A 19,634-nucleotide genomic window follows, 5' to 3' on the forward strand; every position below is an offset into this window, starting at 1 on the left:
GTATTATGTTGCCGCATGATTACGATATGTGAAATTAATTATTATAGTTCGTAATTTTCCCGTTGACATGGCAGGGCAAGCTTGGTAGGTTTTTCTCAGCATCCAGTGTTGCGAACGAAATCAACCCCACGGTCTTTGACCGGTGGGGCTTTTTTATGCCTGAGGAGGGCCTTCCATGACCACAGAGACCAAGACAGAGCGGCGCCCGCGCAGCACCTATTCGGAAAAACTGGCCGAGCGGGTTTGCCAGCTGATTGCGGTCAGCACAATCGGATTGAAGCGCATGGTGGCCGCCGACATGACGCTGCCGAGCGAAAGCACCATCTATCTGTGGGTCCAACTCTATCCCGACTTCCACGACAAATATCATGCTGCGCGGGAAGCCCAGGCCGAGGCGCGATGGGCGGCGTGTCAGGTGATCGCCGAAGACTACCAAAAGGACGTCAAGGTCCTGGTCGATGCGAGCGATCCGCAGTTGGCGGCCAAGACCAAGGCGCTGAACGAGGCCGCCAAACTGGTGATCGATGTGCAGTGCCGGATGATTGCGTGGCTGTCGCCGAAGAAAGCGAGCGAAATTGTCAGCAAGCCGCCCAAGCGCAAGAGCAAACCCTTTATGTACAAGACCCTCGACGACCTGATTTGCTAAGATGCGATGCCGGTATTTCGGCTGGGCGGCTGGCTTTCGAGGTGCTGGACTTCGACGGTGAAGCCTGCCGGCGACTTGACGTAAAAGGTCCAGGCGCCGTGGAAGACGCGGGGCGGTTCGGCCGCGTAGCCGGCTTCGGTCAGGCGGCGATGGACTTCGTCGACGGCTTCGCGGCTGTCGCGCATGAAGCCGATGTGGAAGGTCGAGGGGTAGGTCACCTCGGACTGGCGGTCGAAGTTTTCGATATTCAGCACCATGCCGTGGCCGTCGGTGAGCAGGGACATGACGTGGGATTCCTTGTACCCCAGCGGTTTCATGTCGAAGAAGGTCTTAAGGAAGTCGCTGCACGCGGCGACATCGGGCACGGGTATGTTGATGTGGTTGAGATGCATGGGTGTCTCCTTCTTTGGTTCCTCGGGGTGGTTGGCGATTAGATATTGAACGATTAGAATTCTAATCGTAACTTGTCAAGAGGGTCGAATCGGGGATTTTGAGGGGTCATGAAGGACATGTGGTCGGATAGCGAAATTCCCATCGGCCTGCTGTTGTCGCGCGCGGCGCGGACGGCGGAGCGCGCGTTCGACCGCAGTTTGGGCGGTGGCGCCAGCCGGTGGCAGATCCTGAGGACGTTGGTGGCGCGGTCGGCGGAAACGCAAGCCGCGCTGGCCGATGCGGTGGGGCTACGCGGGGCGACCCTGGTGTACCATCTCGACGCGCTGGAGGCGGAGGGGCTGGTCGTGCGCAAGCGCGCCGCCGAAAACCGGCGACTGCAGACGGTCGCGCTGACCGAGGCGGGGCGGGCCATGTTTCAGACGATGTTGACGGCGGTTGTGGCCTATGACGCGCGCCTGCGGGCGGTTATCGGCTCAGAGGCGGAGACGGAGTTGCGGGCGGCGTTGCAAAGGATCGACGCGGAATTGGGAGATCAGGGGGCGGGGTAAGTGGCAGGGGTAATGTGCCACGGTTGACAGGGATGCACGGCTTAAGCGCAATAGCCGGATGGCTGTGGTGGCGCTGGGGATTATAGCCCGACGTTCACGCTTGCGGCGCGATGGGCAAAGGGGTTCATCCACAGATAAGCCAGATAAGCACAGATGGCGCTGCGCGCCGGGGGAGTTGCCAGCGGCGCTCGGGGATTGTCCTGAAATCCCCCGCCCCGCCTCGGGGCGGTATAAGTTATTGATTCGGTGTAATCTTATGCTTACCTACTGGCCAAGATGTGTGCATCGCTTAGCCTCCGAGAGGGGAGTTCCTGATTCATGTTTCGCATCCGGCCGTGATGGGATGTCAGTTTGTGCTGCGACCCCATGACGGGGTTCGTGTCCAACAGGTTTGAACCTGTTTCTTCACCCAACGATCAATGCATATAGAGGAGTGGTTCGACGGCCTTGTAGCGGCGTTGTTCGGGGAAGGGCGCGCTGTAGGATTTGACGTCGATGATCTGATAGCGGATCTGGTCGGCATCGAGCGTTGCCTGGGGCCATTTGGGCAGGTTGCCGCTATTGGGATTGCCGGTCTTGATGAAATTGGCCCAATAGGCGGTCATGGTCGCCGAGACCTTGTAATCGTCGGCGGTCCAGGCATAGAGCGGGTTGGTGTCGAGATTGCCCAGGGCGTATTCGATCTCGGCGCTGTGGACGGCGCCCCAGGGCAGGGGATTGCCCGAAGTGTCCGTCACGAAGCGCGGGCGGACATGGGTGTAATGGTAATAGAAGGTCGGCGCGCCGGTTTGGCGCTGCAAATCGAACCACTTCCACGTCGGCAGGGCGAGGAAGTTGTCGCTGGCCAGGGCGGTCGCCGCGGGCAATACATCGGCATCGGTGGTGGCGGGATAGAGGGCGAAGAACGTGTCCGCTTTGTCGCCGAGGGTGCGTGCCAGGCCGGCACGATAATTTGCAACGGTCGGTGCGTCGCCGAAGACGGCGGAACCCGGCTGTTCCTGAGAGTTGGAGCCTACCAGGAGGGGGACGTGGGCGGCATGGCCGGAGGCGAAGGTTACGGCGGGCGGTTCGGTCAGGAAGTAGCCGTCGATCACCGCGCCGAAGCGCATGTCCTGCGCGCTGCCTTGGGCGGCGAGAAGCTTGTCCGCCGGCAGGGCGCGTAAATCAGCGAGAGTCGAGGCGCCCAGGCTTTGGGCAAAGGCCGCGCCTTTCTTTTCGTCGTCGCTCAGCAGGGGCGGGGTCAATTTTTGCATCAGGGCGCCGCTTTCGCCGATGGCGCCGGCAATATTGTCACGCGACAAGGGCGAGGCCATAAGGGCGCTGACGGAGATAGAGCCGGCCGACTCGCCGCCGATGGTGATATGATCGGGGTCGCCGCCGAAGGCTGCAATGTTTTGTTTGACCCAGGCGAGGGCCGCCACCTGGTCCAGGAGACCGTAATTGCCCGACGCGTGATGCGGGGAAGACGCCGTGAGCTCGGGGTGTGAGAGGAAGCCGAAGACGCCGAGGCGGTAGTTCAAGGTGACGACGACGATGCCACGTTTGGCCAGGGCGGCGCCATCGTAGCGTTTCTCGGAACTGTCGCCGGCCTTGAAGCCGCCGCCATAGATATAGACCAGGACCGGCAATTTAGTCTTGGGCGCGCGGTCGAGTTTGGCCGGTGTCCAGACGTTGAGATAGAGGCAGTCTTCGCTGGGCGCGGGTGAGCGGAACTGCATATCGGAATAGAGCGGCTGTTGCATGCAGCGCGGGCCGAAGGCCGTCGCGTCGCGGATGCCCTGCCAGGGTGCGACAGGCTGCGGCTCTTGCCAGCGCAGGTCAGCGACGGGCGGGGCGGCAAAGGGAATACCGCGGAAGATGGCGATGGGCGTGGCGCCGGGCTGGTTTACGCCGCGGACCTGGCCGGCGGCTGTGGTGACGACCGGGTCGGCTGCGGCGGCGCTTGCGAAAATGGCCAGAGACAAGGCCAGTCCAATGATTGCGCGCATGTTTCATTATCCCCGTCTTGGTCGAGTGGAGTTGGGCGGTTCAGCGCCGGGTCCAGGCTTCGTGATTGTGCAAGTCATAGCATAACAGAAAAGGATGCGAAGACCTCAAGTCGGGCGGCGCTAAAATACGAAATTACAAAATATTTGTATAACTCGTAATTTTACCGTTGACATGGCAGGGCAAGCTTGGTAGTGTTTCCTCAGCATCCAGTGTTGCGAACGACAACAGCCCCGCGGTTTTGAACCGGTGGGGCTTTTTCATGGGCGATTGGGTTATTCGGCTAATATGGCCTTGGCTTTGGCCTTTTCGTTGGCCGTCATGTCCTGTTCCACTTGGTGCAGATCGGTGAGCCAGCCCTCGGCGGTTTGGCGATGGGCATCGTCGGCTTGTCGTTCATAATATTGGGTTTCAGGATCGGACGGCCATGGCGGCGGGACAGGTTCGAACGGAGCAGGGTTGGGAAGCGCCTCCGGCGCCCAGGCCTTGATGGCTTGGGTCAAGAGGATGTCGGCCTTGACAAGGTCACGCGGCACGATCCTGCCTTCGGCATAGATCATGGCGAGTTCGTATTGGGCCGGGATGACGTCGTAGCGACCCTGGGAGGCGTTGGTCAGCAGGGCGAGCGCTTTGGTGTCGTCGGGCGCTGTGCCCAGGCCGTGAAGATACATATAACCCAGTTGGTAGTCGGCGCTGTTCACACCGAAGGTGGTGTTGATGCGGGTATAGCAGGCAAACGCCTTGGCGTAGTCAGGCGCAAGGGTAAGATCCATGCGCGTGCTTTGGGCGAATTCGTTCGCCGCATGACCATGAAGGCTGCCGGTAAATTCGAGGCTGCACAGTTTTTCCACGGCCGACAGGGTAAAATAGGTGATCTCTGACGCCGCTACCTGTTCCAGCCAATATTGTGTCTTGGCAGCGTCCTGGGTCGGGCCGTCGATGGCGTAGATATCGGCTAGAACAGCTTGCGCCACGGTGTCACTCTGAACGGCGGCTTTTTCCAGCCAAATGATGGCACCCGCGAGATCGGTGGTCGCCGAAGTGCTGTCGAGCCCCGCATCGGCTTGGGGATTCCATTCACGATCGACATAGGCGCGGAAATAGAGGTCGCCAAGCGTGCTCTCAGCCTCGCGATAGCCCTGGGCCGCTGACAGTTTCATCCAATAGCTCGCCGGATAGTCGTTCTCAATGCCGGTTGCTCCGTGCGGTTCATGGACTGCGAAAAGATATTCGGCCCTGGCATCCCCCGTCATCGCTGCCTTATAGCGCGCCGCGTGTGCGGTGATGAAAAAGGTGATTTGATCATATGACGCCTGGCCGTTCTGCAAGCCGTTGCCGGCGGCCATCTTGTACCAGGTTTGGGCGGCGGAATAATCCTTGGGCACGCCCAGGCCTTCCTCATACACACGGCCGAGGGTCATCTGCACATCGGCTTTGCCGGCCAAGGCGTGGGTCTTCATGTCGGCTATTTGCGCCGAGGTGTAGGATGGCGGCGGCGGGGGAGGCGGCAGCAAGGCATCGGCCGGCATGCTCGATCCGAGCGTGGCAACGAACGTGGCGCCCGCTATTCCAAAAATCAAACCTTGCCGAACCATATTCCCCCCTTGGGACCGTGCGTTGAAAGCCAATATAGCATGGACAAGCGACGATGGGCGAATGTGTTGCGTCGGGTGGGATGAGCATGGCGTCGGGCCTATGCGAGCAAGAAATTACGTCAGTAATAATTTTTATTTAGTTTCGTAATTTTCTTGTTGACATGGCAGGGCAAGCTTGGTAGTGTTTCCTCAGCATCCAGTGTTGCGAACGACAACAGCCCCGCGGTTTTGAACCGGTGGGGCTTTTTCATGGGCGATTGGGTGTTGGGACAGGTGGCTTTTCAGGTCCGGCCCGCTCGAGCGGCGCCCTTCGTTAGCGGAGCGCATCGTCCAGGCGGTCGCCACGGTGCCATCGGATCAGATGGATAGTGGCCATCGGCAAGACCTGCCTGCGAGACCACCATCCATCTGCCAGTGCGGTGTGTTGCCCTGGATGGGATTAATCACGCGACCTAATGATGATCGTCGTCTTCATCATCATGTTCGTGTTTCAGCCATGTGCACAGCTCCGGGGGCAGCAGTTTCGCATAGGCGTCGTCGCTGCCGACAAATTCACCCAGGTCTCGCACATTGACGAAGCCGACATTGGGAAACGTCTGGGCCGCCTGGCGCAAGAAGCGGAAATCTTCATCGCCGATGCCAACCATGATGTAGTAGATTTGCGATTCCGCATGTTCGGCTTCGCTCAAAATTTCCCATGCCGCTTCATGGTCGCCGTTTTCGCCATCGGTCAGGAAGTAGTTGATCGCCGGCGTTCCGGAGCGCGTTTCTTCGCCATAGGTCTCGCGCTTCAGGCCAAATATCATACCCAGCAAGCCGCCTGGCGCTTTTTCCTCGATCAGGCCGTAGGCCATGAGGTTGGACTTGAGCACAGGCGCGTAATCGGTGCGGCCTCCGATGATGCCGGCCAGATCGCGGTTTTTGGTAATTTCGCGTTTCACGTAGTCCGGATAGTTTTTGGCGGTTACCGGTGTGATGGAGGCCATGCGATCGCTGTCGGAAAACACCCAGGTATCGACGCGGCCGTCATCGTCGAAATACAGCGCGACGGGCAGGATACGCTCGATAGCCGACTGCACGGCGCCGGACTTGAACAGGTTTTCCATGGAACCGGATACGTCGATATTGATTCCCACCTGCGCCGGGATGCGCTCGTGAATGCCCTGCTTCTGCAAGACAAAACCGACGCGGCGAATTTCTTCTTCCGGTTTTTGCAATGTGAACGTGGTCATGGGTTTTCTTTCTGCTTTTTGCTGGGCTGTTTGAGTGTTGACAAAAGGTGGCGATGCGCGTCGAGGACCGCTTCAAATATCCCGGAATCTTGCGAATTGAGCCGCCTGGCCAGGAGGGCCGCGGAAAAGGCGGCGTACCAGGCTGGCAATTCCTCGCGCGTGAAATTCGTGCCGGAAAGTCCAAGCTCGTCCATGCTGTGTGTCAGAACTTTCAGGGTCTGCCGCCCCACATCGAGCGTCGCGCCGGTCGCGGACAAACTGGCTTCACGGTTTACCAGGGCGTCGCGCTGCGATTGATAATGTGTTGTCAGGTCCCGGTCGTCACGGATCGACGTATCGATGTAATTGACAATAAAGCGACAAGCCAAAACGTGGGCCATGATCGCTTGCGACAAGGCGGCGTAACGCCTGGACAGGCGATTAAGTGTTTCGACAAAGCCATCGATGACAGGCATCGACGCTTCCAGAGATTGTGACAAGGCCTTGATTTTAGAATATTCCAATTCAAAATCACGCTCGGTCATGCCCCCCTGGAAAAACTGTTGTATCGTCTTCAAACGCCCCGGCTTAACGGCAAATACGCTTTGCGGGTCGAGTTTTTCGAGACGTTCAACCAGTTCGAGATAGGTGGCCTTGACGGAGGTCAAAGCATCGCTGCTTACCAGATCAAGCTCGGCTTCAGTGAGTTTGCCATGCTCTGACTGCAAGGCCGCGCCAAAACGGACCACATCGTCAAAATAATGGTCGTCGAGATTGACCCCATTCACCGCCTGCAAGGCTTCCGCCAGCACAGGGCGCGGGGCGCCTTCGTCCAGCGCTTGCAAGTCCTTGAGCGTGCAGGGAATCCGGTTGCGGGGCTTGCCGGCCGCCAATATTTTCGGCCGGTCGCTTCGGGCTGAGGGGGCTTTAGGCGTCCCAAACAAGATGGCGGGCTTCTTTTCCAAAATGCTCAGGTCCCGCACAATGCGTCTGATTATTGCAAATAGGCGTTGATGACGTCACCGAGGCCGACGTTCGACGCCGCGCCCACGGCATGGAATTTCCACGAGCCGTCGCTTTGTTTGATGAAGGACGCGACCTGGATAATGGTTTTGCCGGCAAATTCGGACGTCAGCTGATAGCGGCACAGTTCGGAGTCCATGGCATCGCAGACCTCGATATAGGCGTTTTTCACCTTGCCGAAGTGCTGGTTCTTGCGTTCGGCGTCATGGATGGAAGCCCAGACCGCCAGCTCGGAAACATCGCCGGGCAGCTTCGCCAGTTCGATTTTGAATTCTTCGCGAAAACCTTCGTCGTGGTGTCCGCCGCCATGACCCGGTTCTTCTTCTTCCTCTTCTTCCGGTTCATTGTGGCCCATGCCGCCGCGTCCCGTGCGATCGTCACGTTCATGCCACATCGAGCCGTCTTCGGTTTGAAACGATCCGTCGGCATTTTTTAGCAGGGATCCCTCCCGATTGCCGGGGCCGCGCACGAAGGCGTAGCACAGGGCATGCGATCCATCATTGTACAGTCGCGCCCGGTTGGCGTCGCCGCGCGGATGCACCAGGGCAAAACAATGAACGTCGAGATCAAAGGCCGCGTCGCATCCTTCAGGCGGATCCCAGACGAGTCCGGAATGGACCAACTGGATTTCCTTTTCGAGTTGGAAGGATTGGCCCTTGCTGAGCTTGAACGTCGCCATGCTGTAAACTCCATCCACTATCGTGGTGTGTATTGATAAGGATTAGGAGGCAATCGGCCGGTCGACCGTCAATTGCCGGGCCTGCTCCAGCTTGAGCCGCGCCGCGGCATAACGCTGTTTGTTGCGCTCGCCTTCGGCCAGGACCTTGTCGGCAATCACGCGCAGGCGCTGGGCGGCGCCGAGAACAAGATCGGCATCGGCCAGGCGCGCTTCGCCAGAGGCCTTGGCCGCGTCGACCGAAACGTTTTCCAGGACGTCCAGTCCATAGCCCTGCAGGGAGGCCCGCAGTTCACGCCGCATGAGATTCATTTGTTGCACGGATTGCGTCTGGAAAAGCGCATGGAGGCGGATGAGGATCGACTTCACGTCGTTGAATTCGGCGTGGGCCGATGTCACCGTATCCGCCAGGGTCGCAAGGGCGGCGCCGCGAACCAGGCCGATGGAGTCGAGGTCCGTCGGCGCCTTGGCATAGGCGCTTTCGAGGACCAGAACGCGATTGCGGAACAGGTCGAGCTTTTGGGCGAAATCGCGCGCCTGCTGCACTTTGAGAGGATCGCCGGAGGCGGCAAGCTCCGACTGCCTGGCCAATTCGGTCTCCGCCATCGCGACCATGTGCCGCCCGGCCTCGACATAGACACCGAGAGATTCGATGTTGTCGCTATAGCTGTCGGCCAGGGTACTCATGCGTGAAACTTCGCCGATCAGCTTCGTTGTCTCGCTGTCGATCTGCTTTTCCATGGGCTTGATCAGGTCGGACAGGGATTTGGCCTTGCTTTGCAACATGCCGCGAACTTCATCCGTCACTTGTTTCAAGCGCTTGGCAGGATCGCTCAAGCCGATGGCCATCAGCAGTCTTTCGAAGAAGCCAGCCTGCAACTTCGTGCGAATGGTCTTTTCAAGCTCTCCCAGGTCGGCTCCGTTCACGCCATCCTTGATGGTGCGGAACAGTTCGAACAGGACGGGCGAATCGGCCTTGGTGATTTCAGCCAGGATATCGTCGAGTTTGGCACCGAAGCTGGCGATGGCGTCTTGACCGAAGGTGACGACGGAATGATCCGCCGTTTTCACGAGGGGGGTCTTGCGCGCCAGTTCCTCGGCGGCGCTGCGCTTTTCAGCCGGCAAGGAGACCTTGACCACGGCAGGCAAATTGCCCGTCGGCGCCGGTTGCAAATCCGTCAACGTGCCAGATTCGGTCACGGTTGTTGTATTATCCGACATTGCCACTGCTTCCCCGCATTATCCCCAAAGCACTACCCGACATGGGTTTAACCTATCCCCTTTCAAGACACCATGAACAGAAAAAACTGAAATCACATTTCTTTGTGATAGGTTCGCAGCGTAACGGTCATGAGAAGAATCAGGTGAGATTATAATGGTAGCCCAGACGCGCTTTAACATCCAAGGCATGGATTGCGGCGCCTGCGCCCGAAAAATCGATACCGTCGTACGTCGCATGCCAGGCATCAAGGACGTCAATGTCTCGGTGGCCTCCAATGCCATGACCGTCGTCCACGAAACGGGCGCCGCGGTGAGTGACGCCATACCGCAAAAACTGAAAAGCCTGGGCTATGGTGCCACGGTGGCGCTTGCGAATGGCAGGAGTCTGCGCACCCACGACATCGAGCCGGAAGACCACGCCTGTAACGACCACGAGGGGCACGACCACGAGGGTCATGATCATGAGGGGCACGATCATGATGCGCACGATCACGAGGGGCATGATCACGAAGGTCACGACCACGAAGGGCACGATCATAAAGGTCACGATCACGGGGCGCATGACCATGGTGACCATGAGGCGGAAAAAGCCAAACCCGACGCGCATGCCGGACATGGACACAAAGAGGCGGCTGCTGACGCGCATGGCCATGTCCACGAGGCTCACGACGGTCCATGGTGGTCATCGAACAAGGGGAAGCTGACGATTGCCGTGGGTATCGCGACCGGCGCCGCGTGGGTCTTCAGCCATCTGTTTCCGCAATATGGACATTGGGCGTTCATCGTAGCCGTTCTTGTCGGGCTGCTGCCCATTGCCAAGCGTGCCTTTATGGCGGCCATCAACAGCGTCGTCTTTACCATCGAGAGCCTGATGACGGTGGCGGCCGTCGGCGCCATCTTTATCGGCGCCACGGAAGAAGCCGCGTCTGTCATCTTCTTGTTTTTGATTGGTGAAATGCTGGAAGGCGCCGCCGCCGGAAAGGCGCGCCAGAGCATCAAGAGCCTGACCTCACTGTTGCCGAGCACGGCCATGTTGCGCGACGGCGACAGTTTCAAAGAGGTACAGGCAGACTCATTGCGCATCGGCGACGTCATCATGGTCCCGCCAGGAGATCGTATTTCCGCCGACGGTATTATCGAGTCAGGGGAAGGCAGTATCAATGAAGCCTCCGTCACGGGAGAAAGCCTGCCGGTCTTCAAAAAGCCGCAAGCCACTGTCTTCGCGGGTACGGTGAACGGGGAGGCGACCCTGGTGGTACGCGTTACCGCTCAGGCCGCCGACAATACGATCGCCCGGGTCGTTCGCCTGGTTGAAGAAGCGCAGGAATCGAAAGCGCCGATGGAGCGCTTCATCGATCGCTTTTCCACCTTTTATACACCGGCGGTGTTTCTCACCGCCTTGCTCGTCGCCACTGTTCCGCCCTTGCTGTTCGGCGCTGGCTGGGTCGCCTGGATTTACAAGGGCCTCGCCATTCTGTTGATCGGCTGCCCTTGCGCTCTTGTTATCTCGACACCGGCGGCCATTGCGGCCTCACTGTCAACGGGGGCACGGCGTGGGCTATTGATCAAGGGCGGCGCTACGCTGGAAGGCCTGGCGAAAATCACGACGGCTGCCATCGATAAGACGGGGACCCTGACCGAGGGCAAGCCGGTCATCACAGATATCGTCGCGGTCCAGGGCACCGAACGCGACGTCCTGGCCATGGCGGCCTCGCTGGAAGTGGGCTCGACCCATCCTCTCGCGACAGCCATTATGAAAAGAGCGGAAGCGGATGGCCTGGAGGTCGTTGCTGCGGACAATATTGTTGCCGTCGGCGGCAAGGGTGTTCTGGGACAATCGGCCGGCCAATCCGTTTTCCTTGCCTCCCTGCAGGCCGCACGAGAAAAAACGACATTCGACCCCGCTGTGCTCAAACAGATCGAAACTTTACATGGCGAAGGCAAGAGCGTGTCCGTCCTCCTGGCCAACGCGGCCGTGGTGGGCATTATCGCCATGCGGGACGAGCCTCGGGCCGACGTGAAAAGCGGCCTGCAAGCCTTGCGTGACTTGGGGGTATCGGTCGTGATGCTCACCGGTGATAATCGCCGGACGGCGGAAGCCGTCGGCAGGGACCTGGGCATCGATGTGCGCTCTGAACTCCTGCCGGAACACAAGTTGCAAATCATTCGCGACCTGCAAAAGGCCGGTCAAAAGGTGGTGAAGGTCGGTGACGGCATCAATGACGCGCCGGCGCTCGCGGCGGCTGACATCGGCATTGCCATGGGCGGCGGCACCGATGTGGCTCTGGAAACCGCCGACGCGGCTATTCTTCACGGGCGAGTCGGCGATATTGCATCCATGATTCACCTGGCCAAAGCCACCATGGCAAATATCTGGCAAAATATAACCCTATCGCTTGGACTGAAACTGGTGTTTCTGGTCACCACGATTTTGGGCATTACGGGGTTGTGGCCGGCCATCCTGGCGGACACAGGTGCGACTGTTCTTGTTACGGCGAATGCGCTGAGGCTGCTTAAGCAAAAATAGACGGCGAGGAGGCGGCGACGTCATCGTTCCCTGCTGGGTCTGATGTCGGGTCTTATGCCGTCTTGTCTGTGGATCCCACGCCTTTGAGGTATTTTTACGAATTTGCGATATTTTACCTAATTTCGTAATTTTGTTGTTGACATGGCAGGGTAAGGTTGGTAGTGTTTTTTCAGCATCCAGTGTTGCGAAAGAAAACAGCCCCGCGGTTTTGACCGGTGGGGCTTTTTCGTGGGCGATTGGGGAGCGGGAAAGCGGCTGAAATCAAGCAAGGCACCCCGCCACCGCATCTAGAAAGCTGCGCTTTCGTCGTGCGGTCCCCCTTGTATCTGGACTTTGTCTGAGAAGTTCGATTGAAGCGACGAATGCCGCCGGACGGGCCACCCTCCAGGGCATCGGCGGAGACGCCCGTTCCCCCTCTGATCACGCGATCACCGGGAGCCAGGGACATCCGCCGCAGTTTGTCAGACGACCGAATAGACGGTGGAAAATCGATCGCACAGACAAGGCAGGTCAATGATGAAGCAAATTTATTGTGGTGTCGATGCATGCAAGGCCCGTCTGGATGCTTATGTTGCAACCAGTTCGACGGGCGGTGTATCGGTAAGCTTTGAGAATAATGCTGTAGGGATTGAAGAGCTTCGTCTTTTGGCCCGCAAGCATGGCGCCGTAATGGTGGTTATGGAAAGCAGCGACAGCGTAGAGCGGTTAAGCTACAGTCTTTTGTGGCAGTCAAATATGCCGTGCGCGCTGGTTAATCCGCGATCCGTCTATCATTACGGTCAGAGCATGGGTTACCTCGAGAAGACCGATCGAATAGACGCCATGATCGTTGCCAACTTCGCCAGTTCCAAGGAGGTTGTGCCAATGCCGCCGCCAAGCCCTGCCCAGAAACGGCTGACAGCACTTTAGGCACGCCTGCGGCAGGTTGTGGACGACATCACAAAACAGAAGCAGAGGCTGCATACCGCCTACGAGGACTTTGCCCAGGAAGGGATCAAGGAACTCATCAAGGTGTTGAAAACTCAAAGCGACAAGCTTTCGGCTGAAATCGCCTCAATGATCGATGATGATCCCTTGTGGCAGGCCCTGGCTCGTGAGTTCACAGCCTACAAAGGCTTGGCCGACCGCACTGTGGCGGCTCTCATGGCCGATCTCCGCGAAATCGGAACATTGTCCAATGGCGCCATCAGCAAGCTCGTCGGCGTCGCGCCTCTGGCTGACGATAGCGGAAAACGGAAAGGCAAGCACACCATTCGTGGTGGAAGAGCCAGTGTCAGGAATATCCTGTTCCTCATCGCTGGCCACCTCGCCAAGTTCGAACCCGACTTCGTCGCCTTCAAATTAGGGCTCGAACAAAAAGGCAAAGCCAAGATGCAGATCAGGATTGCTTTAGCTCACAAACTTCTCGTCAAGCTAAATGCAAAAGCGCGCGATATACGTGCCAAATCTTGCAATTACATCTTGACGACTCGGATAGTCGCTGCCCGGGCCTCGGCGGCAGCCAAAGCGGGGAGGCACAAGGAAAGGCAATTCACGGTGGTGATCCAGCCTAATTTCATGCTTAAGGAGTTTTTTATGTCCAAGACATCCCTCGATCTTTCCGCGCTCGATACTATTGCGGCATCCGACAAGGGGGCGCGGGTCGAGCTGCGCCATCCCGCCACCAACGCGCCTTTGGGTGTGTTTATCAGCGTCTATGGCAAGGACTCGACGATCTTTCGTTCGCATGTTCGTGAGGCGCAGAACGCGCGCATTCGCGCTACCCAGGCGGCGCAACGGCGCGGCAAGGCGCCCGATGCCGTCACGGTCGAGGAACGCGAGGCCGAGGCGCTCGATCTGATCGTGGCGCTGACCTTCGGGTTCGAGAATATCGAGCTGGACGGTGAAAAGCTGAGCTTTACGTCGGGCAATGCGCGCAAGCTCTATACGCGGCTGCCGTGGGTGATGAACCAGGTCGATATCGCTATCGGTGATCTCGAAAATTTTATGAAGCCCTGACCGGGCAACTGATCGACTATGCGACGACGCAGTTCCGGCTGCGTCAAAGCGACGACAATGGCGTCACGGAATATGACCAGCTGATGTCGCTGTGGCGGCAGACAGGGGTTATGCCGGCTGAGCTGGCTGAGGCGCCGGAATTGCCGGCATTGGCTTCGCATGTGTGGGACGATTTTCTCGATCTGCATCGGGCGCGGGGGAGCAACGGTTTTGGTCCGGCAAGTTTGAGCTGGGGCGATATGGCGGCCTGGGCGCAGATGACCGGAGCGCGGTTGCTGCCGTGGGAGGTTGGGGCCATTCGGGCGTTGGATGCGGCCTATCTCGGTTCGTTGGCGAAAGCTAAAGAGCGTTGACGGCTACCTGGAATTGCGGTTTGTTGGTGAGAACAGGGAGAGCGGGATGAAGTGGAAGATCGGTATCGCGGCGGCGGCGGGGATAGTGGGCGTTGCGCTTGTCACGTGGGCGGCTTTCTTCCTTCTAAGTGGCGGCTTTGCGCGCCAGCAGCATTTCAGCGAGGCCAGAAAGGCGGCGGCAGATTTGATGCGCGATCCCGATTCCGTCAAGTTCCGGAATCTTGTCGATCTTTACGAAAATGACTCTCTTTTGAAGACGGATATCGTTTGCGGTGAAATGAACGGTAAAAACTTCTACGGCGCTTACGACGGTTTTGTGAAATTCATTTATATGCGCGGTCAAGGCGCACATATTGTGACACCCGCTGAAGACGCTACATACGCCAGCTGTTTTACCTACGGCAAAAAATAGTTGCTGTAGTCGGCAATTGAGAAGGGAGATGGCACACCGCGCCGCGGCCGCCGACAGGTTGACGGCTACCTGGAATTGCGGTTTGTTGGCGAAAACAGGGAGCGCGGGATGAAGTGGAAGATCGGTATCGCGGTGGCGGCAGGGATGGTGGCCATAGCTCTTGTCGTGTGGGCGGCCTTTTTCTTTTTGGGTGGTGGATATGTCCGCCAGCAGCACTTCAGCGAGGCCAAGAAGGCGGCGGCGAATTTGATGCGCGATCCCGAGTCCGTAAAGTTCCGCAATCTTGTCGATCTTGACATAAATGATTCCGATATGAAAGCGGACATGGTTTGCGGAGAAATGAACGGGAAAAATTTCTACGGCGCCTACGATGGCTATATAAAATTCATGTATATGCGTATTCCAGGCGCACATATAGTTACACCGAGCGATGACGCCACATACAACATTTGTCAGGCTGACGGTAAAAAGTAGTCGTTTCAATTTTTAATTGATCTTAATGCCGCCGGGAACTCGGCTGGCTTCACAGCGCGCGTTTGCGTGGCTGCCCACTTTGCATGCATGACGGGGGAACCCATGACAGATCTAGCCAGGCTAGGGATCGTTATTGATACGACCCAGGTCAAGGACGCGCGCCAGGCGTTGGAAAAACTGGCCAAGGTCGGGGGCGAAACCGAAACACGGGTGGCGCGCGCAGCGTCCGCTCTGAAAACTTTAGGCGATAACGCAGCCGTAGCGCACAAGGAGGTTGGTGAACTGTCCTCCGCGTCCAAAGAGGCGGCAAAAGCGATTGAGGGGGCCGCGAATGCCCAGGAGAAGGCGGACAAGGCATCCAAAAAGGCATCCGAAGGTGTTAAGGATTTCAAATCCGGATTGCTCGATGTCACGAAGGGGGTTGTGTCCGGAAAGTCGGTAGTCGAGGCCTTTACCGATACTCTATCCGACCTTGGTCCTGAAGGTATGGCGGCGGCGGCGGCAGTCCAGGCTGTCTCGTTTGCATTCGAGCAGGCATCGAATGCGATGAAGTGGGCTGACGATCTACAAAGCAAGGCAGATCGCATCGGCGTAACGGCCGAGTACATACAAAAGATCTCGTTCGCCGCCACGGCAAGTGGTGTGAAGGTTGACGCTATGGAAACTGCCTTGGGTACGCTGAGCGACACGCTCGACGATTTCAAGGCAAATGCCGGAAGTCCTGAAGCGTCTGAGGCGTTCAAGGCCCTGGGATTTACGCCTGAACAGATAGAAGGGTTCAACAGTACGTCCGAACTTTTGCCGATTTTGGCGGACAGGGTTAGCCAGCTTGGTTCGCGAGCGGAGCAACTCCGGATCACTAAAAAATTGGGTATCGAGGAATTGCTTCCGATGTTGAAGAGGGGCGCGTCCGGACTGGACGATATGGCCGGAGGCGCTCAAAATCTGAGTTCGATTATGGACGATGAAACTGTGCATAGTCTTGCCGAATTCAACCGTCAAACCGAGATTTCGTCCAGCCGGATAGACTTAGCCCTCAAGAAATCGTTTGCGGAATTAGCTCCGACAATTGCGTATTGCACGGAAAAATTGGCAGATATGCTTACCATATTGAGCCAAAAGGTTCCGGGGGGTGGCACAGTGGGCGGCGTCATGTTCAAAATTGGCGTTGCTAGCGTTAATCCGGCAGCTGCAGTTAGCGTTGTCGCCGGCGACATTACTGGCAAGTCTATTGCTAAATTCAACGATGACCAAAAGTACCTAAACCAGGCGCGGGGTCTGGGCTTGTCTGGGAAGGCTGCGGTCGATTATGCCGCCGATCAGGAGAAAATTGACCATGGTCCGAACTCCGGCGGGTGGAATCACGGCGGCATGGGCAAGACGCCAGCCATCGTCGTGAAGACACCGGAGCAACCGCAATTTGAAGCATGGCAGGCGGCATTGCACGGAGGAGGTGGCGGAGGCGGAGGATCGCAGGCCGCCAATAGTGCCACGGAAGCGGCGCGACGCGTTATCGACGCGCAATCGCAGCAGATTGCCACCTTCGGCATGAGCAGCCGAGAGCTCGAGCGGTGGAACGCGCAGCAAGCTGCCGCCGCGGCGCCGACAAAGGCGCTCAGGGAAGAAATCCTCGCCCAGGACGCGGCGCTGCAGAAGCTGGAAAACACAGCGGACGCATCAAAGGCTCATGACGATGCCGCCAGTGAGATTGCAAAACGCCTGGCCGATGAAGCGGAACGCCGTGACCGGTTTGTGTCGCAATCGCTGAACAGCCAAACCAATGAAATTGCATTGGCGCAGGCGTCTCTCGTCTTATCCAGCGCAACGACCCGGCAGCGTGAGGATGAGCTCGACATTCTTCGTCTGAAGCAGGACATGCTGGCGGCCGGCGTCGCCGCAGACTCCGCAGAGGGTCAACAGTTATTGAGCAATGAACGGGCATATCAGCGGATCACGGCCCAGGCTCAGCGACAGACGGCCTACCATGACGAAATCCGCAAGACGGAGCAGGATGCCTTCCACAGCGTAACGGACCTGATCAAGGCCGGGGATACGGCCTGGGACGATTGGAAAAAGGCCGGCATTTCGGCGCTGCAAGCCATCATCGCCAAGGCCTTGGAATTGAAGGTGTTGAATCCGCTGGAAAACAAGCTGTTCGGCACCAACCTGCCCACCGGGAGCGATGGCAGCGGCAGTCTGTTCAACGATTTCGCCAATAGCGTGGGGAATTGGTTGGGTGGCGGCGAGTCGTCGTCACAGGGGGCGACTACCATGGACAGTGCCATGGCCTCGACGACGCAGCTTGCCAACGGTACCAATTTTCATCGGGGTGGCCCAGCCATCATAAACGATGGTGGTGGGCCGGAGGTGGTGCAGTTGCCGCGCGGGTCGCGGGTGTTCACCGCCATGCAAAGCCGCGAAATGGTGCAGCAGGCCAAGCCGTCGCCCGAGATCGATCTTAATGCCGCGGCGGCGGTGCTGGCCAAGGTATTGGCCGGGCATATGGCCAAGGTCGGCAATGACGCCAAGGGCCATGCCGACCGCAATCTCAATAGCTATGATCGTAATCTCAACAGGCGGATGCCTGCGTTACAAAGGATGGGCACGTGATGATGAGCATACCGGTAATGCAGACTTGGCCCGTTTCCGCCTTTGCCCCGAAAAGCCTGCAGTGGCGGCGCAGTTCCGTCGCCAATACGGGTGGTGTGTCGGCCGGCGGCCTGCAACGGTTCGCCGTTACCGATGGCGGCGGCAAGTGGCTGTGTTCCATGGCGGCCGATTTGTGGACACTGGACAAATTGCTGGCCGCAGGGGTGGTGGAGGACCTGGCCGACGGCGGGGCGGCGATCTTTGTCGTGCCCTATTGGCCATTCGGCAGCACGCCCTATCCATTGGGGGCGGCGCCGGAGGATGTTGGCCACGAGGACGGATCGAGCTTTTCCGACGGCAGCGACTATGTGTCGTCGGGGATAGAGATTACGCTGGCGGCGGACGCAGGCTTACGGGCGACGCAGGTGACGGTTACGCGGACGCTCTGCGGGCCGTTGAAAGGGGGCGAGGTGTTTTCGATCGCGCACAATCCGCCCTATGGCTACGACACCGGCAAGCGGCTCTATCGCGTGGTCGGGATCGACGGCGACACGCTCACCATCCGGCCGCCCTTGCGGGCCGCGGCGCCGGCTGGGACGGAGCTCGATTTCACGACGCCGGGCTGCACCATGCGGTTGATCAATGCCGAGGATTTTGTCGAGGCTATGACGGCGCCGATCATGTCCGCCATGGCGCCGAAATTTCAGGAGGCGTTTTGAGGTCATGGCCCTGAGCCGGACCCAGCTCGATTTCATCGAGTGTCCCGAACCCTATCCGGCCTTTGTCGGCGGCTTCGGTTCGGGCAAAACAACCGCCGGTATCGCGCGGGCGATGCGGCTGAAGATGGACCATCCCCAGTGCGATATCGCCTATTACCTGCCGACCTACGGCCTGGTCAAGGATATCGCCCTGGAGCGCATTCCGGCCATGTGCGCGGAGCAAGATTGGGGGCACACGCTTAACAAGACGTCGTCGATCATCACCTTCGAGGACAAGGGGCGGCTGATATTGCGCAGCATGGAGAACCCGGCGCGCATCGTCGGCTATGAGGTGGCGCATAGTATTGTCGATGAGCTCGATACGCTGGAACGCGAAAAGGCGCGGTGGGCGTGGAACAGGATCATCGCGCGCAACCGGCAGAACTGCTTTGCGGCGGATGGCAGACGCGTGCGCAATTCGGTAGCGGTGGCGACCACGCCGGAAGGGTTCGGTTTCGTCTATGAACGGTGGCAGCAGAAGCCGGCGCCGGGCTATGTGCTGTTCCGGGCGCGGACAGCGGATAATGCGGAGAATTTGCCGCCCGACTATATGACGGATCTGGGTAACAGCTATACGCCCAACCTGTTGATGGCCTATCTCGACGGCGAGTTCGTCAATCTGACGGCAGGGACGGTTTATCATGGCTACCGGCGTGAGTTGAACCGCTGCGATACGGTGATTGTGGAGCGCGAGCCGCTGCATATCGGCATGGATTTCAACGTCGCCAAGATGGCGGCTGTGGTGTTTGTGCTGCGCCACGGGCAGCCGCATGCGGTGGCGGAATTGCACGGGGTTTTCGATACGCCGTCCATGATCAGGATCATCGCCGAGCGCTTTGCCGGTCATCCGATCTATGTCTATCCGGACGCTTCGGGGAGCGGACGGCACAGTGCCGATGCGTCGCAGAGCGATCTGAGCTTGTTGCGGCCCGCGAAGTTCGGGGTGTTCGCCAATGGGCGCAATCCGTTCGTCAAGGACCGGGTTTTGGCGATGAATATCATGCTGGAGCGAGGCGGGGAGCGGCGGTTGCGGGTCAATGACGCGGCCTGTCCGATGTTTGCCGAGGCGCTGGAAAAGCAGGCTTATGACAAGAGCGGCCAGCCGGACAAGTCGGGTGGGTTGGACCATATTACCGATGCCGGCGGCTATTATATTGCTTATCGGTTTGCGGTGCGGCCGCCCAGTGGGGGCAAGGTGCAGTTTACGGGGATTTAGCGGTTGGC

At 58.6% G+C, this 19,634-nt stretch carries 18 protein-coding genes and 1 pseudogene; 12 read left to right on the forward strand and 7 right to left on the reverse strand.

Annotated features, from left to right (window positions below; translation table 11 throughout):
• Positions 1-175 precede the first annotated feature (175 nt).
• Positions 176-646, forward strand: coding sequence for a terminase small subunit-like protein (locus tag AC1DX3_RS09130; protein WP_476988968.1), 471 nt, complete (start codon positions 176-178; stop codon positions 644-646).
• Here the strand turns inward: AC1DX3_RS09130 and AC1DX3_RS09135 are convergent.
• Positions 643-1,038: a VOC family protein gene (locus AC1DX3_RS09135; protein WP_476988969.1), complete on the reverse strand. Its 396-nt coding sequence runs from the start codon at positions 1,036-1,038 to the stop codon at positions 643-645. The two genes, AC1DX3_RS09130 and AC1DX3_RS09135, sit on opposite strands and share 4 nt — an antisense overlap.
• A 108-nt stretch (positions 1,039-1,146) precedes the next feature.
• Between AC1DX3_RS09135 and AC1DX3_RS09140 the strand changes: the two genes are divergently transcribed.
• Positions 1,147-1,587, forward strand: coding sequence for a MarR family winged helix-turn-helix transcriptional regulator (locus AC1DX3_RS09140; RefSeq protein ID WP_476988970.1), 441 nt, complete (start codon positions 1,147-1,149; stop codon positions 1,585-1,587).
• 416 nt (positions 1,588-2,003) lie between these two features.
• Here the strand turns inward: AC1DX3_RS09140 and AC1DX3_RS09145 are convergent, their stop codons facing one another.
• From AC1DX3_RS09145 to AC1DX3_RS09170, 6 genes are all read right to left on the reverse strand, one after another.
• Positions 2,004-3,575 (reverse strand): carboxylesterase/lipase family protein, encoded by a 1,572-nt coding sequence (locus AC1DX3_RS09145; protein WP_476988971.1) that lies wholly within the window; start codon positions 3,573-3,575, stop codon positions 2,004-2,006.
• A gap of 273 nt (positions 3,576-3,848) precedes the next feature.
• The gene (locus tag AC1DX3_RS09150; RefSeq protein ID WP_476988972.1) at positions 3,849-5,102 is read right to left on the reverse strand and encodes a tetratricopeptide repeat protein; all 1,254 of its coding nucleotides are present in this window, start codon (positions 5,100-5,102) and stop codon (positions 3,849-3,851) included.
• 518 nt (positions 5,103-5,620) lie between these two features.
• The gene (locus tag AC1DX3_RS09155; protein WP_476988973.1) at positions 5,621-6,400 is read right to left on the reverse strand and encodes a VWA domain-containing protein; all 780 of its coding nucleotides are present in this window, start codon (positions 6,398-6,400) and stop codon (positions 5,621-5,623) included.
• Positions 6,397-7,344, reverse strand: coding sequence for a hypothetical protein (locus AC1DX3_RS09160; RefSeq protein ID WP_476988974.1), 948 nt, complete (start codon positions 7,342-7,344; stop codon positions 6,397-6,399). The genes AC1DX3_RS09155 and AC1DX3_RS09160 overlap by 4 nt, the downstream gene beginning before the upstream one ends.
• A gap of 29 nt (positions 7,345-7,373) precedes the next feature.
• Entirely contained in the window at positions 7,374-8,081 is a 708-nt protein-coding gene (locus AC1DX3_RS09165; protein ID WP_476988975.1) for a TerD family protein, read from the reverse strand.
• A gap of 42 nt (positions 8,082-8,123) precedes the next feature.
• Complete coding sequence (locus AC1DX3_RS09170) at positions 8,124-9,299, reverse strand: toxic anion resistance protein (RefSeq protein WP_476988976.1); 1,176 nt, start codon at positions 9,297-9,299, stop codon at positions 8,124-8,126.
• Between the two features lie 187 nt (positions 9,300-9,486).
• On the opposite strand from AC1DX3_RS09170, the pseudogene AC1DX3_RS09175 reads away from it, so the two are divergent.
• The 10 genes and pseudogenes from AC1DX3_RS09175 to AC1DX3_RS09220 form a co-directional block, all read left to right on the forward strand.
• Positions 9,487-9,591, forward strand: a pseudogene (locus AC1DX3_RS09175) (cation transporter); the annotation flags it as partial.
• A gap of 420 nt (positions 9,592-10,011) precedes the next feature.
• Positions 10,012-11,826, forward strand: coding sequence for a heavy metal translocating P-type ATPase (locus AC1DX3_RS09180; RefSeq protein ID WP_476989496.1), 1,815 nt, complete (start codon positions 10,012-10,014; stop codon positions 11,824-11,826).
• A 513-nt stretch (positions 11,827-12,339) separates the two neighbouring features.
• Positions 12,340-12,735, forward strand: coding sequence for an IS110 family transposase (locus tag AC1DX3_RS09185; protein ID WP_476988977.1), 396 nt, complete (start codon positions 12,340-12,342; stop codon positions 12,733-12,735).
• 18 nt (positions 12,736-12,753) lie between these two features.
• Positions 12,754-13,824 carry a transposase gene (locus tag AC1DX3_RS09190; RefSeq protein WP_476988978.1) on the forward strand — a complete coding sequence of 357 codons (1,071 nt, stop codon included), beginning with the start codon at positions 12,754-12,756 and terminating at the stop codon, positions 13,822-13,824.
• An 83-nt stretch (positions 13,825-13,907) separates the two neighbouring features.
• Positions 13,908-14,177, forward strand: a complete 270-nt coding sequence (locus AC1DX3_RS09195) for a phage tail assembly chaperone (protein WP_476988979.1) — start codon at positions 13,908-13,910, stop codon at positions 14,175-14,177.
• A gap of 46 nt (positions 14,178-14,223) precedes the next feature.
• Positions 14,224-14,589: a hypothetical protein gene (locus tag AC1DX3_RS09200; protein ID WP_476988980.1), complete on the forward strand. Its 366-nt coding sequence runs from the start codon at positions 14,224-14,226 to the stop codon at positions 14,587-14,589.
• Between the two features lie 108 nt (positions 14,590-14,697).
• The gene (locus AC1DX3_RS09205; RefSeq protein ID WP_476988981.1) at positions 14,698-15,063 is read left to right on the forward strand and encodes a hypothetical protein; all 366 of its coding nucleotides are present in this window, start codon (positions 14,698-14,700) and stop codon (positions 15,061-15,063) included.
• 102 nt (positions 15,064-15,165) lie between these two features.
• Entirely contained in the window at positions 15,166-17,673 is a 2,508-nt protein-coding gene (locus AC1DX3_RS09210; protein WP_476988982.1) for a hypothetical protein, read from the forward strand.
• Positions 17,674-17,690: 17 nt separating this feature from the next.
• Positions 17,691-18,371: a hypothetical protein gene (locus AC1DX3_RS09215; RefSeq protein WP_476988983.1), complete on the forward strand. Its 681-nt coding sequence runs from the start codon at positions 17,691-17,693 to the stop codon at positions 18,369-18,371.
• Positions 18,372-18,375: 4 nt separating this feature from the next.
• On the forward strand, positions 18,376-19,626 hold the full coding sequence (locus tag AC1DX3_RS09220) for a terminase large subunit domain-containing protein (RefSeq protein WP_476988984.1): 1,251 nt from the start codon (positions 18,376-18,378) through the stop codon (positions 19,624-19,626).
• The last annotated feature ends 8 nt before the right edge of the window (positions 19,627-19,634 follow it).

It is taken from the genome of Asticcacaulis sp. P2_B1, assembly GCF_056404915.1.